The sequence below is a fragment of the Sporosalibacterium faouarense genome (assembly GCF_016765695.1).
Taxonomy (GTDB): Bacteria; Bacillota; Clostridia; order Tissierellales; family VENL01; genus Sporosalibacterium; species Sporosalibacterium faouarense.
This window is the reverse complement of the sequence record NZ_JAETGO010000094.1, coordinates 13,200-28,219: the sequence shown is the minus strand read 5'-3', so window position 1 is coordinate 28,219 and position 15,020 is coordinate 13,200. Positions and strand designations below refer to the sequence as shown.

At 31.3% G+C, this 15,020-nt stretch carries 16 protein-coding genes and 1 tRNA gene; 3 read left to right on the top strand and 14 right to left on the bottom strand.

Going from position 1 to position 15,020, the window contains the following annotated elements:
- Positions 1-6: 6 nt before the first annotated feature.
- The 6 genes from JMO20_RS18515 to JMO20_RS18490 all read right to left on the bottom strand — a co-directional run bounded on the left by JMO20_RS18515 (position 7) and on the right by JMO20_RS18490 (position 4,122).
- Positions 7-798: a YlmH family RNA-binding protein gene (locus JMO20_RS18515; protein WP_202711232.1), complete on the bottom strand. Its 792-nt coding sequence runs from the start codon at positions 796-798 to the stop codon at positions 7-9.
- The gene (locus JMO20_RS18510; protein WP_207753555.1) at positions 799-1,071 is read right to left on the bottom strand and encodes a YggT family protein; all 273 of its coding nucleotides are present in this window, start codon (positions 1,069-1,071) and stop codon (positions 799-801) included.
- A gap of 16 nt (positions 1,072-1,087) precedes the next feature.
- Entirely contained in the window at positions 1,088-1,540 is a 453-nt protein-coding gene (locus tag JMO20_RS18505; protein ID WP_202711228.1) for a cell division protein SepF, read from the bottom strand.
- Between the two features lie 11 nt (positions 1,541-1,551).
- Positions 1,552-2,241 (bottom strand): YggS family pyridoxal phosphate-dependent enzyme, encoded by a 690-nt coding sequence (locus JMO20_RS18500; RefSeq protein WP_279380185.1) that lies wholly within the window; start codon positions 2,239-2,241, stop codon positions 1,552-1,554.
- Between the two features lie 18 nt (positions 2,242-2,259).
- Positions 2,260-3,564: a biotin/lipoyl attachment domain-containing protein gene (locus tag JMO20_RS18495; protein ID WP_202711224.1), complete on the bottom strand. Its 1,305-nt coding sequence runs from the start codon at positions 3,562-3,564 to the stop codon at positions 2,260-2,262.
- A 183-nt stretch (positions 3,565-3,747) separates the two neighbouring features.
- Complete coding sequence (locus JMO20_RS18490; protein WP_202711222.1) at positions 3,748-4,122, bottom strand: hypothetical protein; 375 nt, start codon at positions 4,120-4,122, stop codon at positions 3,748-3,750.
- A 193-nt stretch (positions 4,123-4,315) separates the two neighbouring features.
- Between JMO20_RS18490 and JMO20_RS18485 the strand changes: the two genes are divergently transcribed.
- Positions 4,316-4,392: transfer RNA gene (locus tag JMO20_RS18485), tRNA-Pro, on the top strand.
- A 63-nt stretch (positions 4,393-4,455) separates the two neighbouring features.
- Here JMO20_RS18485 and spoIVA read toward each other — a convergent pair.
- The 8 genes from spoIVA to JMO20_RS18445 form a co-directional block, all read right to left on the bottom strand.
- Positions 4,456-5,934 (bottom strand): stage IV sporulation protein A, encoded by a 1,479-nt coding sequence (spoIVA, locus tag JMO20_RS18480; RefSeq protein ID WP_202711220.1) that lies wholly within the window; start codon positions 5,932-5,934, stop codon positions 4,456-4,458.
- Positions 5,935-6,089: 155 nt separating this feature from the next.
- Positions 6,090-7,118 carry an NAD(P)H-dependent glycerol-3-phosphate dehydrogenase gene (locus JMO20_RS18475; RefSeq protein ID WP_202711218.1) on the bottom strand — a complete coding sequence of 343 codons (1,029 nt, stop codon included), beginning with the start codon at positions 7,116-7,118 and terminating at the stop codon, positions 6,090-6,092.
- Positions 7,119-7,145: 27 nt separating this feature from the next.
- Positions 7,146-7,742 carry a glycerol-3-phosphate 1-O-acyltransferase PlsY gene (gene plsY / locus JMO20_RS18470; protein WP_202711217.1) on the bottom strand — a complete coding sequence of 199 codons (597 nt, stop codon included), beginning with the start codon at positions 7,740-7,742 and terminating at the stop codon, positions 7,146-7,148.
- Positions 7,742-9,061: a ribosome biogenesis GTPase Der gene (der, locus tag JMO20_RS18465; RefSeq protein ID WP_202711215.1), complete on the bottom strand. Its 1,320-nt coding sequence runs from the start codon at positions 9,059-9,061 to the stop codon at positions 7,742-7,744. Before der ends, plsY begins: the two co-directional genes overlap by 1 nt.
- A 25-nt stretch (positions 9,062-9,086) precedes the next feature.
- Positions 9,087-10,433, bottom strand: a complete 1,347-nt coding sequence (locus JMO20_RS18460; RefSeq protein ID WP_202711213.1) for a DUF512 domain-containing protein — start codon at positions 10,431-10,433, stop codon at positions 9,087-9,089.
- Between the two features lie 237 nt (positions 10,434-10,670).
- Positions 10,671-10,865 (bottom strand): capping complex subunit for YIEGIA, encoded by a 195-nt coding sequence (locus JMO20_RS18455; protein ID WP_202711212.1) that lies wholly within the window; start codon positions 10,863-10,865, stop codon positions 10,671-10,673.
- 5 nt (positions 10,866-10,870) lie between these two features.
- Positions 10,871-11,791 carry a YIEGIA family protein gene (locus JMO20_RS18450; RefSeq protein ID WP_202711210.1) on the bottom strand — a complete coding sequence of 307 codons (921 nt, stop codon included), beginning with the start codon at positions 11,789-11,791 and terminating at the stop codon, positions 10,871-10,873.
- A 243-nt stretch (positions 11,792-12,034) separates the two neighbouring features.
- Positions 12,035-13,267 carry a serine hydroxymethyltransferase gene (locus JMO20_RS18445; protein WP_202711208.1) on the bottom strand — a complete coding sequence of 411 codons (1,233 nt, stop codon included), beginning with the start codon at positions 13,265-13,267 and terminating at the stop codon, positions 12,035-12,037.
- A gap of 444 nt (positions 13,268-13,711) precedes the next feature.
- On the opposite strand from JMO20_RS18445, the gene JMO20_RS18440 reads away from it, so the two are divergent.
- A complete protein-coding gene (locus JMO20_RS18440) occupies positions 13,712-14,557 on the top strand; it encodes a threonine/serine exporter family protein (protein ID WP_202711206.1) in 846 nt (281 codons plus the stop codon).
- Positions 14,493-14,927, top strand: a complete 435-nt coding sequence (locus JMO20_RS18435; protein ID WP_202711205.1) for a threonine/serine exporter family protein — start codon at positions 14,493-14,495, stop codon at positions 14,925-14,927. The genes JMO20_RS18440 and JMO20_RS18435 overlap by 65 nt, the downstream gene beginning before the upstream one ends.
- The last annotated feature ends 93 nt before the right edge of the window (positions 14,928-15,020 follow it).

Sequence of the window (15,020 nt, the reverse complement as noted above, 5' to 3'; positions counted from 1 at the left end):
CCCCCGCTATTTTAAGATTCTTATAAGTAGTTTTCTTCTACCTTTTCTTGTAGTTCCTTTAACTCTATGTAGTACCATACGTCCAAATCCTTTTATTGAAATCATATCACCTTCATTAACCTCAAAGGACACTTGATCTATTGGTTGCCAATTAACTTTAACTCTTGATTTATTAATATAACTAGAGCTTGACGATCTAGACATATTATATGCTGAACTTATAACTGCGTCTAACCTTAATGAAGAAACTGTAGAAGATATTTCTTTATAATCTACATCTCCTTTTATTACATCACATAATTCAATTTCCTTTATTTCCACTGACTCCTTACCAATACTTTCAAGATTATATTTTATATAATCCAATATCTCATCATGTAAAACAATTTGACCAAAGTCTTGGTGTATCAATATATCTCCTATTTTCTCTCTTTTCACTCCTAATGCCATTATGGCACCTAAATAGTCCCTATGATTTAAATCAGTAAATTTAAACTTTCCATCCACTCTTACGGCAGAGATCGGATTATTAATATCCCTCATTTCTCTATAATCGGGAAAAAGAATGATAGACTTCCTTTCAGCGTCATGATATCCACCTTCTTCATGATAGGAAATATCATGAATTCGATTTAAAAACGAATAGCATAATTTTCTTTGATAAGGATCTAAGAAATCTGTATATTCAATAGTATGATTTCTTATAACCTGCTCAAGTTTATCTAATACTTTTCGCAAAGGTAAAATTTGTTCTTCATCATTAATATGCTCTATACATTTTGACTTATCTAAAATCATTTACATTAACCTTAGTAAGTTAGTTATTATACCCGCTATTATTTGAACTGCAAACATAGCCAAAATAGGAGAAAAATCAAACATTCCTGTGTTTATTCCTAACCTTGCAATAAGATTCCTAAAGGGAGCTAGTATAGGTTCTGTTATTTGGTAAATTACTCTAAAAAGTGGATTTGACATATCTCTTATTATAAAAGATAATGCAATCCTAACTAATATTAAAATCTGTATTAAATATACAAAACGATTAATTGATTCATACAATACCCACATTCATTTCACCTCATTTTTATTTTTGCCATGGAAAAATACCTTTATTCTTAAGTTCTTCTCTAATATTATTACCATCTATCTCAACACTTTTCGGTGCAAGAATAAAAATATCCTTCGTGACCTTTTGAATATTTCCTTCCAGAGAATAAAGTCCCCCATTTAAGAAGTCAAATACTCTTCTTTTTAATTCACTTTCTAGTTTCGTTAGATTTATAACTACAGGCTTTCTAGCCTTGATATCATCAATAATTTTGATAACATCTTCAAATCTTTTAGGTTCGTGTACCGATAGCTTCACATTACTATTTGTATGGATATTAACTATCTTATTATTCCTATTATACTTCTTGGGAGTAATATCTTCTATTTCTGTACTTTCTTCCTCTTCTTCATAATAATCCTCTTCTAAGTCATCCAACCCTATTAGATACTTAAACTTATCAAGTATTTTATTAGCATTCTTTCCCATTGTATAACCCCCTAATAGTTTCTTTTACCAAAGATACCAGTACCTATCCTTACCATATTTGAACCTTCTTCTATAGCCACCATATAATCATTCGTCATACCCATAGATAGGAATTTCATTTCCACACCTGGAAAAGCTCTTTCTTCAATTTCCTGAGATAATTTCTTTAACTCTCTAAAAACACATCTTGTTTTTTCTGAATCTTCCATATAAGGAGCCATAGTCATTAGTCCTTTAATCTTTATGTTTTCATACTTTAAAACTGATTCAATAAAAGTAATGACTTTTTCCTTCTTCAGTCCAAATTTAGATTCTTCTTCTGAAATATTAACTTGAACCAAACAATCCATAGTTATATTATTTTGTTTTGCCCTCTTTTGAATCTCCTTAGCTAAAGAAATTCTATCTAAAGAATGAATTAAGCTAACCTTATCAATAATATATTTTACTTTGTTACTCTGGAGATGTCCTATCATATGCCACTTAATTCCTTCTTTAATATTATCATATTTCCTCTGTATTTCCTGCACTTTATTTTCTCCAATGTCCTGAATCTCTAACTCTAAAGCTTCATTAATAATATCCTCATCAACAGTTTTAGTTACTGCAATTAAAGTTATATCCTTTTCATCTCTTCCTGATTTATTTGCAGCCTCTTTAATGTTTCTTTTAATCTCTTGTAAATTCTTTTGTATATGCAACATCTTCACTCCTCATTACTAGTTAATTATTTCCCCTTCCTTGACTTTGCCACCATTAACGATTATTTCATCATAGATAGCTAAAGCTACTATATTCACAGTCTCTCCATTATTAGTCGTTTTAATAATAGAATTATTATAGCCTTCTCTCTCTTCTACAATAGTATAATCCTTATCTGAGCCCAAAACATTAATTCCTCTAAATTTTGTTATACCTCCTGCCCCTTTAATATATACCCCTTTAATCCCATATTTCTCAACAATTGATTTAGATGGTATTTTTAGTCCCTCATACCTATTTAAAATAATTTGAACTGGAGTATATCTCATTTGGTAGAAATCATAAAGCTTTTTATTTAGAGATAATATTAATACGGCCTGACTATTTTCCTTGTTAATTTTATATATTTTAGCTTTTAGCTCTTCACCAGAATCATCTAATCTGATATATACATGATTTTCCTCATCTAATGAGTCAATAACTTCTTCATCGATTATCTTAATAGCTAAAAACCATTCATAATTATCAATGATTTTATAAATCTGCTCTCCAGAGTTAACCTTTTTACCAGAAAATTGCTTCATTACATCCTTGTCAATTTTATTAAAATTCTTAGGATACAATTCGCCTAATTTCTGTGGCACATAAACCATTTCTAAGTTATCAATGTCATAACTAATAACACCAGATTTTTCAGAAATATATTCTATATTAGAAGTACTGATCTCTTCCAATAGTTTTTCCCTTCTCTGTTCAAGTAAATCAATACTTGCAGCATTGTAAGTGTTCTCTCCTGTCATTGTACTTTGCTTGTCTAATCTTTCATCAAGAATTTTTCGAATTTCTGAAACCCGCTTATAGTCTTCCTTTAATATACTTTTTTGAATTTCAATAATCAAGCTATCTATGTATTCCTGATTCTTATTAATATCTTCTTCAAATATATTTTTGGATATATTATTGTCTTGAAGGTTTTCAATTTCAGTCTCTATTTCTTTTAACTCTTCCTTCTTTTGTTCTAAATCATCATTTAAAGATATTTCTGCAATCTTATGATTCACCCCAATTCGGTCACCTTCATTTGCAAAAAAGGTTATTTGCCCATTTGCAGTAGCTTTATATACCGTTTCATTCTTAAAAACTATTCCATCAAATTCTTTAACAATCTCAATTTCACCTTTAGTTGCTGTATAGGTTTCTAACTTCGATGCATGTAAAGTCGGTATTATTCTAAAAACTAAATATACCATGATTATAATAACTAAAAAGATCTTGGCCTTTTTCTTACCAAACTTCTTTTTTCGTTTGTTTTCAATTGCCATTGTAGCACCACCATTACCTAATCTCTACTCTTAGTATATAACAAAATATTTCTACTATATAATAATTCTTCAAACATTCCATTTTTCCTTCTTATATTTAAGATATCCTCAACACAATAATTTGGTAATAATAAACAAATACCCTATAATTAAAAACAGATAAAATAACTAGAATGAGTTATCTTATCTGAAAAATTTTCCATATCTATTTATTACTTTGAATTTCTTTATCTTTTTTACCTTAAGTCTTTTAATTTTGTCTTTATGGGTTACTAGCAGTATAGAATCTTCCTTTTTCTTTGCACCTATAACTATACCTGCAACCTTAATATTCCCATGTAAGACTACCTTAACCTCATCTCCAGACTTTACTTGTTTTCCTCCAAGGGCAAATATTTTAATATCAGCTTCATCCAAGTATTCTTGAGTAACTGCTTTTTTATCTATAATAATTGTATTATTTTTCAAATGTATTTTTTCTTTAACAACTACAAAAATATATCCAATCACACTAACTATTAAAAACATATATAGAATTGGCTTTAAGTTTAACAGCATGTTATCACAACCTTTAATTTATTGCTTGGATTTTAGTATAACATATAAACTATGTCTTTTTAAACATATTTTTAGAATCTTTGCATAGCCTTGATATCAATTTAATATATTTATTAATAATAAAAATTGTGAATAATTAGTATGAAAAAGCCTTTACAAAACTATATATTTTCTATATAATGATTATTACTGTCGGGATGTGGCGCAGCATGGTAGCGCACAAGTCTGGGGGACTTGGGGTCGCTGGTTCAAGTCCAGTCATCCCGACCAAAATGTAACCACCAATAAATATTGGTGGTTTTTTTAATGGGGGAAGGAAGATTCCCTTCCCCTTTATATAATAATACAGATTAGCCCTCCACTGCCTTCATTTACTATTTTTTGTAGCATTCTTTGCATCTTTCCTTGCGCTTCCTCTGGCATAGTGTTTAACTTACTTTGTAATTGCTCACTAACAAGGTCATGTAATGACTTTCCAAACATGTTTGATTCCCATATTTTTGATGGATCGCTTTCAAATTGATCTAAGAAATATTTTGCTAGTTCCTCGCTTTGTTTTTCTGTTCCAATTAGTGGCGATACTTCAGTAGTTATATCTGCTCTAATCAAATGAACACTGGGAGCTTTTGCTCTTAATTTTACTCCAAATCTATTTCCTTGTTTATATATTTCTGGCTCTGCTAGTTCTAAATCTTCGAGTCGTGGATGGACTAATCCATATCCTCTATCTCTTACATCTGTTAATGCCCTCTCAACCTTATCGTACTCTTGCTTAGCCTGTGCTAACTTAGTAACTAATGCTAATATCTGATAGTCTCCTTCTATCTTATATCCAGACAACTCTCCTAAAACATCATAGAATAGATTGCTATCTACATCTACATTAACATTAGTTATTCCCTCACCTAGTTTAATGCTCTCGATATTAACATTGTTTACAATATCCAAATCTTTAAATTTAGATATGCCATTATTAAGCTCGCTGAGTCTGTGTACATTACTAACAGATTCTTTTACAACGTCTAAAATACTAGATCTTATCGAATGAGTTCTAGATAATCCCTCTACCCAACCAGGTAAATTGATATTTATCTCCTTTACAGGGAATTCTAAAAGAACTTTTTCTAGTATATTATCAATATCCCCTAAATTCATATTCATACAATCTACACCAACAACTGGTACTTCATACTTTTCTTCTAAGCTCTCTTTAAGAGCTATTGTACTGTCTAGCTCTGGATGTTTAGAATTTAGTAAAACAACAAATGGTTTTTCTAACTCCCTAAGCTCTTTAATCACTCTTTCCTCAGCCTTTATGTAGCTTGATCTATCAATATCTGTTATTGAGCCATCAGTAGTAACGACTACGCCTATTGTGGAGTGGTCATTAATTACCTTCTTAGTTCCAATTTCTGCGGCTTCCTCAAAGGGTATTTCTTTTTCATACCATGGTGTGCTTACCATCCTAGGCATACTATCCTCTTCATATCCCAATGCACCATTTACTAGATAGCCTACACAATCCACCATCCTAACCTTAAAGGATATATTATCTTTTATTGTTAGATCTATTGCTTCATTCGGTACAAATTTAGGCTCTGTAGTCATAATAGTTTTTCCTGAACCACTTAATGGCAGCTCATCATTTGCTCTTTCTTTCTTATATTTGTTATCAATGTTTGGTAATACTAGTAATTCCATAAATCTTTTGATAAAGGTTGATTTTCCTGTTCTCACAGGACCAACTACACCGACATAGATATCTCCATCTGTCCTTTCAGCTATGTCACTGTATATATTAAAATTATCCACAAGAATTCCCTCCTTTATATAATATTGGATAATTAAAGTACAAATTTTAAGACACTGAGGGCTTTATACTTATCAATATATATATATGAGTGGATATACAGATTATGACATGCCAAAGGAAAAGAATAAAAAAAGGACATACATATTCGTATGCCCTACCAATCATTATCCTCTTTATGTACAATATCTTGTATTTCATGGGTTTTATCTCTAAGCATAAGATTGATTACTGAATTTTTAACCTCTTTGCCATTATATAAAACTCCATATATCTCTTCAGTTATAGGCATTTTTACACCCATCTTCTGTGCAAGCTCATAAGCTGATTTAGTAGTTTTTATACCCTCAACTACCATTCCAACAGCCTCAACAGCCTCTTCCATACTCATTCCTTCTCCGATCTTTATTCCAGCTCTTCTATTTCTACTATGCATACTAGTACAAGTAACTATTAAATCTCCAATACCTGATAAACCTGCAAAACTCATTTGGTCTGCACCCATTTTTTCTCCTAAACGAGCTATCTCAAATATTCCTCTGTTGATTAAAGCAGCTTTAGTATTATCTCCATAGCCAAGTCCATCGGATATTCCAGCTCCTAATGCAATAACATTCTTAAGAGAGCCTCCTAATTCCACTCCCACCACATCAGGGCTAGTATATACTCTGAATTTTGGTGACATAAATACATCTTGAACACGCTCTGCTGTCTCTTTACATTTAGACGCTGCTACAATAGCTGTAGGTATGTCCTTTGCTACCTCTTCAGCATGGGATGGTCCAGATAATACCGTATATCTTATATCTGGAATTTCTTCCTCAACTATCTGTGAAACCCTGTTTAGAGTCCCATTTTCAATTCCCTTAGCTAGATTTACAATTATCTCGTCACCATTAATAAATTCTTTTATACTTTTAAGTGTACCCCTAACTCCATGGGTTGGAACAGCTAAAACTATAATATCCTTATTGCTTGACGATTTTTCTATATCCGTTGTTATATTCACATTACTAGGAATAATAACTCCTGGTAAGTATTTTAAATTTTCTCTTGATTTGTTGACTTCTTGACATTGAGATTCATTTCTCAACCACATATCTACTTCATACCCTTTTTTTCCAAGAAGAATAGCAATAGCTGTCCCCCAGCTACCTCCACCTATTATTCCAATTCTATTTTTCATAACCTCACCTCAAAATAAAATTATTTTCTAAGCCTTTTGACCAATCTTAGATTCATTTCCTTTTAAAAGACGCTTAATATTACTTCTATGTCTATAAATAGACATTAAGCCTAAAACTAAAGCAAATACGAAAAACTTAATATCAAAGGGTCTTATGATTATTAAACTAACTATAGGTAAAACTGCCATACCAGTAATTGAACCAAGAGACACATATTTAGATCTTATTATAACTATTAGTCCTATTAAAACACTTATGATTGCAATTATTGGCTCAATTGCCATAACTATAGCAATTGTAGTAGCTACTCCTTTTCCACCTTTAAAGCCCAAGAAAACAGGCCAGTTATGTCCTATTACAGCACTTACACCTGCTATTAATGCCCCAGATTCCCCTAGAATATATCTGCCGATTATTACAGCAACTACTCCTTTTAAAATATCTAGTATAAATGTAATGGCTGCTAACTTAGCTCCAAATACTCTTAAAGCATTGGTAGCACCTGCATTTCCACTACCATGCTCTCTAATATCAATTTTCTTAAACATTTTGCCAAGAAAAAAGGAAGATGCAAAGCTACCTAAGAGATAACCTATCAAAATTATGATAATAACATCTAGCATTATTTATCCCCCCTCTGCCTCATTTCAAATTGAATTGGTGTTCCTTCAAAACCAAAGGATTGTCTAATTTGATTTTCTAGATATCTTTGATAAGAAAAGTGCATTAATTCTTTGTCATTAATGAATAATACAAACTTTGGAGGTTTAACCCCTGCTTGTGTTCCATAGAATATTTTTAATCTCTTTCCTTTATCTGACGGTGGTTGATTCATCAATATTGCTTCACTAATTATATCATTTAATACTCCCGTAGTAATTCTCATTGAGTGATTATTTGATACTCTATTAATTAAATCAAAAACATTATTTAATCTCTGGCCAGTCTTAGCAGAAATCATTACAATCGGAGCATATGAAGCAAAAGATAAATTATTACGTACATCTTGCTCAAATCTCAAATAAGTTTTAGAATCCTTTTCAACTATATCCCATTTATTTATTGCTATTATTAGAGCCTTTCCATTCTCATGGGCAAATCCTGCTATCTTCTTATCTTGGTCTGTTACACCTTCAGTAGCATCTATCATGAGTATACATACATCTGCTCTTTCAATAGCTGTTAAAGTTCTTATTGCACTATACCTTTCTACATCTTCATAAATCTTTTTCTTTTTTCTAAGTCCTGCAGTATCTATAAAGACATACTTATCTTCCCCTCTAGTAAAGGGAGTATCTATCGCATCTCTTGTTGTTCCAGGGATATCACTTACTATAACTCTATCTTCACCTAGTATTTTATTAACAAGAGAAGATTTCCCAACATTTGGTTTTCCTATCAAAGCAACCTTAATAACATCTTCATCATACTCTGTATCCTTATCCTCAGGGAATAATTCAATTACTTCATCTAGCATATCTCCTAGACCCAGCATTTGTCCTGCTGAGATAATAATTGGATCTCCTAACCCTAACTCATAAAATTCATATATTTCATCGGGAGTCTTATGTGTATCAATTTTATTACATATAAGTAATACATTCTTATGGGATCTCCTAAGCATATCTGCAACCTCTCTATCAGCCGATGCCAATCCTTCCTTACCATCTACCATAAAAAGTATTACATCTGCTGTTTCAATTGCTATCTCTGCCTGCCTTTTCATTTGGCTTAAGATTATATCCTTGCTCTCAGGCTCGATTCCTCCAGTATCTATAAGGGTAAAATATTTATTTAGCCACTCCGCTTCTGCATATATCCTATCTCTGGTCACTCCTGGTTTGTCTTCAACTATAGAAATCCTACTTCCTGCTAACTTATTAAATAAGGTTGACTTTCCAACATTCGGTCTTCCTACAATCGCAACTACTGGTCTTGCCATAATATCACCTCTTCATTCATTTGTCTTATTTGTTATCTTTGATAAAAATATCTATAAAGGACTTTCCATCTACTTCAGAAATAAGTACTTTTTTCTGTAATTTTTCTTCTACATCTCTAACTGTAACATCATCTAGGAAAATTTCATCATTTGCTTTAAGCATTGCCCTTGGAATAATTATTCCATCTAGCTCTTCAAAGTCTTCACATTCTTTAAATTGCCTAATTAAATCATTGCCAGTAACTAAACCTGATACTGTAATAGTTTCGCCAAAATAGGTGTTTTTTATTGGAACTACTTTTAAATCGAGTTTATTAAACTTATTCATAATCATACTTGATATATCATTCATAAAATCATTAGCTAATGTACCAGTTGCAATACCATATTTCTTTCTATTTTTTAATGATGCTTTATTATTGTCTAGAACCTCTTCTATTTCCATTAAGAATTTTCTCATAAGTCCTATACCATTTTCTAGCTGAGGAAATCCTTCATATGCTTCATAATTAGGCACTTCTTTATTTGCTAAAACATAAAACTCATCTGCTGCAAAAATAAACCTAGTGTTCTTTTCACTTAAAGAATCTCTTTGAAACTCATGTACCTGATCTAATAACTCTAGAGACTTATTATAATCATATGTCTCCGCTTCAAATAAACCTTCTCTGTATTTAGTTACTCCAATTGGTACAACAGCAGCACTTACTACATTTGGATATAGCTCTATCAAATCTCTTAATGTCCTGTTTAAATTCTCACCATCATTTATTCCTGGCACCAAGACTATTTGACAATTCATCTCTATTCCTACTTCATTAAACCTTCTTAGTATTTCAATTATTCTACCAGCCCTTTTATTCTTCATCATTTTTACTCTAAGCTCTGGATCAGTTGTATGTACAGATATATTTATTGGACTTAGTCTATATCTAATTATTCTATCAATTTCATCATCACTCATATTAGTTAATGTTATAAAATTACCTTGAAGAAATGATAGTCTTGAATCATCATCTTTAAAATATAAAGTATGTCTCATATTTTTTGGCAATTGATCAATAAAACAAAATATGCATTTATTCTGACATCTTTTTGCCTTATCAATTAAAGGATTTGTAAAAACAATACCAATATCCTCATGATATTCTTTTTCAATTTCTAATTCCCACAGCTCACCATTTGATTTTTCAATGGTAACTGTAACAAAATCATCAGACATAAAAAATTTATAGTCGATTACATCTTTTACCTCTTGACCATCTATATCAACTAATATATCTCCTTTTTCAACACCTAGTTCTTCAGCTATACTATCCTTTTCAACACTTTCTATTATGTTCCTAATTTCTTCATAATTATTTAACTCCATTTTATCCCCTTCTTTAATATATATGTGGTATTAGTACTAGGTAATAATATTATATCATAATAATACAACAGTTTAAACCTATACTACATATACTCTTATTTACTTACTACCAATAATTATCATTCTTAATCATACCTAGTAATTATAACATAATAGCTTAAACTTTATTATATATATCAAAAAAATAATAATTTAATCTTTAAATAAAGACGACCCCTTATACAGGTCGCCTAATTATTAATGTTTTACAATCACATAGGATCCATTTTCTAAATCGTGAACCATTCCCATTGTTACTTTTGATATTAGGAGAGCCACTCTTTCTTTCTCATCTTCATCTCTAGCATAAAATATAGGAGTAGTTCCACTGGAAACTAGTTCTTTATTAGTTGTTATAATTGCAAGTATATCCTCTTTAAAGCCGACATCCATTTATATCACTCCTTCGCAGCTTTTCTGCCAGTTTTAGAATCAAGAGGTCGTCTTTTGGCACTCTCTAAAACTATCGTAGATTTAACTGCTTCAACCAAGCAATTAACATCTGGTTCCATAGTAACAATAGCCATTACTACCTTACCAGTATGAGGGTCTCTTCTAGCTATAGGAGTAAAGTCCGGCTCATCAACATCCTTTCTGATTCCTAACAAGGTTGCTGCATTATGTTGGATTGCCTGTCTTTGACCCATGTTTGCTAAAGTAGCTACTCCATTTGCATCATAGGGATTGATCTCCACAGCTATTCCCTTTTCCAAATATATCTTCCTAGATGCCTTTAACCCTATATTCATAATTACTATTCCGTTTATTAACAAAAGTGGCCCTTCAAAGGTTATTGTTGCGGGTTTTACTTCTGCTATCTTGCTAACTGTATCTCTTTTTATTGCGAAATTAAAGAAAAGTATTGCTATTACCCCACCAATAACACCACTCATTATCGCATAGTAAGTAGGCACTCCAAAGTGCTCAGAAAAAAATATTATTGCACTGACAACTAATCCTGTTAACATAGTCATATAATTTCTTGCTTCAAAAGCTTTAGCTATATCTTCTATGTATGCTGTTCCCCTTGAAACCAACTCAGTAGGTTCTATATTGTCTAAGCTCTGTCTTTCTAAGCTACGTACATCACGAAACTGTTGGGCAGCAAGGGCCAGAAAAGTAACTGCAGAAAATTCTTTTTCTGCCAATGCAGGAATTGCAACCGCACCTAAGCTAGCTGATACTATTCCTAGTGTAAAATGAGAAAAAACTCCCTGTGGATAGCTTGGATATTGCCTATAATCAGACTTTAGCATAGATATTCTTGAAATAATTCCTACTATTATTGCAGGAATTATTATATATGAGTAATCAAACATTTTGTCACCACCTAAAACTATAATAATATTAAAGGCTTTAAAATCCTCTATTTAGATTACCCTTAAACAGTTGCTAGTATACAGAGTCATAACCTATATTTGCTATATATGCTTGTTTTTCTTAACGTAATATAATTTAAAATACTAATCAAAATCACTTTTGCATTAAATCTAAAAAAAGAGACATTGTCTAAGATATTAATCAGACAACATCTCTCTTTAGCAATACTAAATAAATACTACCTATTCATATAATGGGAATCTTTGACATAAAGCAATAACTCTCTCTCTTAATGCTTTTCTGTCGTTAGATTCATCTAAAGCAAGATTGATTATTTCTGCTATCTCTTTCATTTCTGGTTCCTTCATACCTCTAGTAGTCATAGCAGGAGTACCAATTCTTAGTCCACTTGTTACAAATGGGCTCTCTGGGTCGAATGGAATAGTATTCTTATTAGTTGTAATTCCTACTTCATCCAATAATTTTTCAGCTTTTTTCCCAGTTAAATCTTTATTTCTAACATCTACAAGCATTAAATGATTGTCAGTACCGCCAGAAACTAATCTAAATCCTTGCTCAGTTAAAGCATCTGCTAATGCTTTTGCATTCTTTAATACTTGGTTCTGATATTCTTTGAAATCTTCCTGTAGTGCTTCTTTAAAGCTCACTGCTTTAGCAGCAATTATATGCATCAAAGGTCCGCCTTGAAGTCCAGGGAAAATAGCTTTATCAACTTTCTTGGCATATTCTTCTTTACAGAGTATTGCACCACCTCTTGGTCCTCTTAATGTTTTATGTGTAGTTGTAGTAACAAAGTCAGCATAAGGTACAGGACTTGGATGTAATCCTACAGCTACTAGTCCAGCTATATGAGCCATATCTACCATTAAGTAAGCTCCTACCTCATCAGCTATTTCTCTGAACTTCTTAAAATCAATCTTTCTTGGATATGCACTGGCTCCAGCTACTATCATCTTAGGTTGTTCTTTTTTTGCTATTCTCATTACTTCTTCATAATCAATAGTTTCTGAATCTTTATCAACACCATAGTCAACAAAGTTAAAATATGTTCCTGAAATATTTACTGGACTACCATGGGTTAAATGACCACCATGGGAAAGATTCATACCTAAAACCTTATCACCTGGTTCAAGTACTGCAAAATACACCCCTAAATTTGCATTAGAACCAGAATGAGGTTGAACATTGGCATGATCAGCATTAAATAGTTTTTTCAATCTATCTCTTGCCAAATCCTCAGCAATGTCAACTACTTCACAACCTCCATAATACCTTTTTCCAGGATATCCTTCGGCATATTTATTAGTTAATTGACTTCCCATAGCCTCCATAACTTGCTTTGTTACAAAGTTTTCAGATGCAATTAACTCTATGTTATTGTTCTGCCTTCCTGTTTCTTTATTTATGACCTCCATAATTTCGGGATCAAATTTCTTAATATTACTAAAATCCATTTTGTCACTCCTCCTTTAATGTTAAATTTACATTACTCCATTTACTCCATAATTTCAAAATTTCACTAATGCTATTTGAATATTTGAGTATTTTTTATATAATATACCCTAAAAGGTAATATTACCTATATACATTGTATATATTAATATTTCTTTATACAAGCTTTATTAATATATTTTATTGTTCTTTGTATACTATAGATTAATCTTGTACCCCATAATATAAAGTAGATAAGCACAAAATCAGCAATAATACATTTGTTAATATTCCTTAAAATATTATAAAAGAAAGCTTAATAGAATTATTGTAAAACTTAACTAAATCGTAACCTACTCATAATAAAGTACATTTAAAATAAATAAGGTGTTAAATATGGACTATATAAGTATATTATTAAACAATAATGCAATATTATTAGGAATATATCTTTGGAGGTATTTTTTATGATTAATAAGTCAGAACTAAAAGAATTATTAATAATGGCTATGATAGCTGGAAGAATAATGTTAAAAAATGGTGCAGAAACCTATAGAGTAGAAGATACTATTTTAAGACTTTGTAAGTCTAGAATGAATATTAAATATGCTGAAACATTTGTTACTACCACAGGTATATTTCTAACTGTTGAGTACGGTGAAGATGTTATCTCTTATACCTATAGAATTAAATCAAGAAAAATCGATTTAAATAAAGTTGCTATGGTAAATGACTTTTCAAGAAGATTTGTAAATTCTGATATGTCTATTAGAGAAGGCAAGTCTATTTTAGGAGATATAGAGAAATCAACAACATACTCAAAACCCATTAATTTGTTAGCTGGTGGTGCAAGTGGTGGATTTTTCTCTCTTCTTTTTGGAGGAAGTTTCCGAGATTTTGTAAGTGCTTTTATTATTAGCTTACTCTTAGTAGGATTGATAGATTTTTTAGATAAGAAAAAATTTAGCTTTTTTATTAAAAATATATTAGGAGCCATGATTATTACGGTGCTATCTATTATCTCTATAGAGATTGGCATTGGAGAAAGTTTAAATATGGTTATCATAGGCTCAATCATGCCCCTTGTACCGGGTGTTGCAATAACAAATGCCATCAGAGATTCTATATCTGAAGACTTTCTGTCTGGAGTTTCAAGAGGAATTGAGGCTCTTATTATAGCTCTATCTATAGCATTTGGTGTAGGTATTGTTTTAAGATTTTATATTAGTTTTTTAGGAGGTGTTCATAATGTTTATGGTCAAGCAATTTCTATTAGCTCTAGTTTCTACAATTGGCTTTTGCATATTATTTAATGTTCCAAGAGATTCAATTTTTAAAGCTGGAATCATTGGTTCAATTGGATGGATTGTTTATATATCTATAAGTGATATTTTCGATTCAACGGTTGGTGGAGCTTTTGTAGGTGCATTGACTATTGGCATTTTAGGTGAAATCTTTGCGAGACTCTTTAAAAAGCCTGCAACTATCTTCATAATCCCAGGTATTATCCCACTTGTTCCTGGAGCTGGCTCCTATTACACAATGCTTGCAATTATTGAAAAGAGATATACCGATGCAGCAAACTTTGGTTCTGAAACTATTTTTATTGCCTTGTCAATATCTAGTGGTATAATAATAGCTTCTACCATAAGTAAATCTTTTAGAAGAAGAAAAGCAGCATAGAAATTTAAATAAACATTTTAGTGAAAACTTAAGGATAACTCGTAAACGAGTTATCCTTTCTCACTCTATAAATTTAATAGTAAAGTAGCTAAG

Coding starts and splice junctions, on each gene's coding strand:
- JMO20_RS18515 (WP_202711232.1), bottom strand. CDS start 798: ATGATTTTAGATAAGTCAAAATGTATAGAGCATATTAATGATGAAGAA.
- JMO20_RS18510 (WP_207753555.1), bottom strand. CDS start 1,071: ATGTGGGTATTGTATGAATCAATTAATCGTTTTGTATATTTAATACAG.
- JMO20_RS18505 (WP_202711228.1), bottom strand. CDS start 1,540: ATGGGAAAGAATGCTAATAAAATACTTGATAAGTTTAAGTATCTAATA.
- JMO20_RS18495 (WP_202711224.1), bottom strand. CDS start 3,564: ATGGCAATTGAAAACAAACGAAAAAAGAAGTTTGGTAAGAAAAAGGCC.
- JMO20_RS18490 (WP_202711222.1), bottom strand. CDS start 4,122: ATGCTGTTAAACTTAAAGCCAATTCTATATATGTTTTTAATAGTTAGT.
- JMO20_RS18475 (WP_202711218.1), bottom strand. CDS start 7,118: ATGAAAAATAGAATTGGAATAATAGGTGGAGGTAGCTGGGGGACAGCT.
- plsY (WP_202711217.1), bottom strand. CDS start 7,742: ATGCTAGATGTTATTATCATAATTTTGATAGGTTATCTCTTAGGTAGC.
- der (WP_202711215.1), bottom strand. CDS start 9,061: ATGGCAAGACCAGTAGTTGCGATTGTAGGAAGACCGAATGTTGGAAAG.
- JMO20_RS18460 (WP_202711213.1), bottom strand. CDS start 10,433: ATGGAGTTAAATAATTATGAAGAAATTAGGAACATAATAGAAAGTGTT.
- JMO20_RS18455 (WP_202711212.1), bottom strand. CDS start 10,865: ATGGATGTCGGCTTTAAAGAGGATATACTTGCAATTATAACAACTAAT.
- JMO20_RS18450 (WP_202711210.1), bottom strand. CDS start 11,791: ATGTTTGATTACTCATATATAATAATTCCTGCAATAATAGTAGGAATT.
- JMO20_RS18445 (WP_202711208.1), bottom strand. CDS start 13,267: ATGGATTTTAGTAATATTAAGAAATTTGATCCCGAAATTATGGAGGTC.
- JMO20_RS18440 (WP_202711206.1), top strand. CDS start 13,712: ATGATTAATAAGTCAGAACTAAAAGAATTATTAATAATGGCTATGATA.
- JMO20_RS18435 (WP_202711205.1), top strand. CDS start 14,493: ATGTTTATGGTCAAGCAATTTCTATTAGCTCTAGTTTCTACAATTGGC.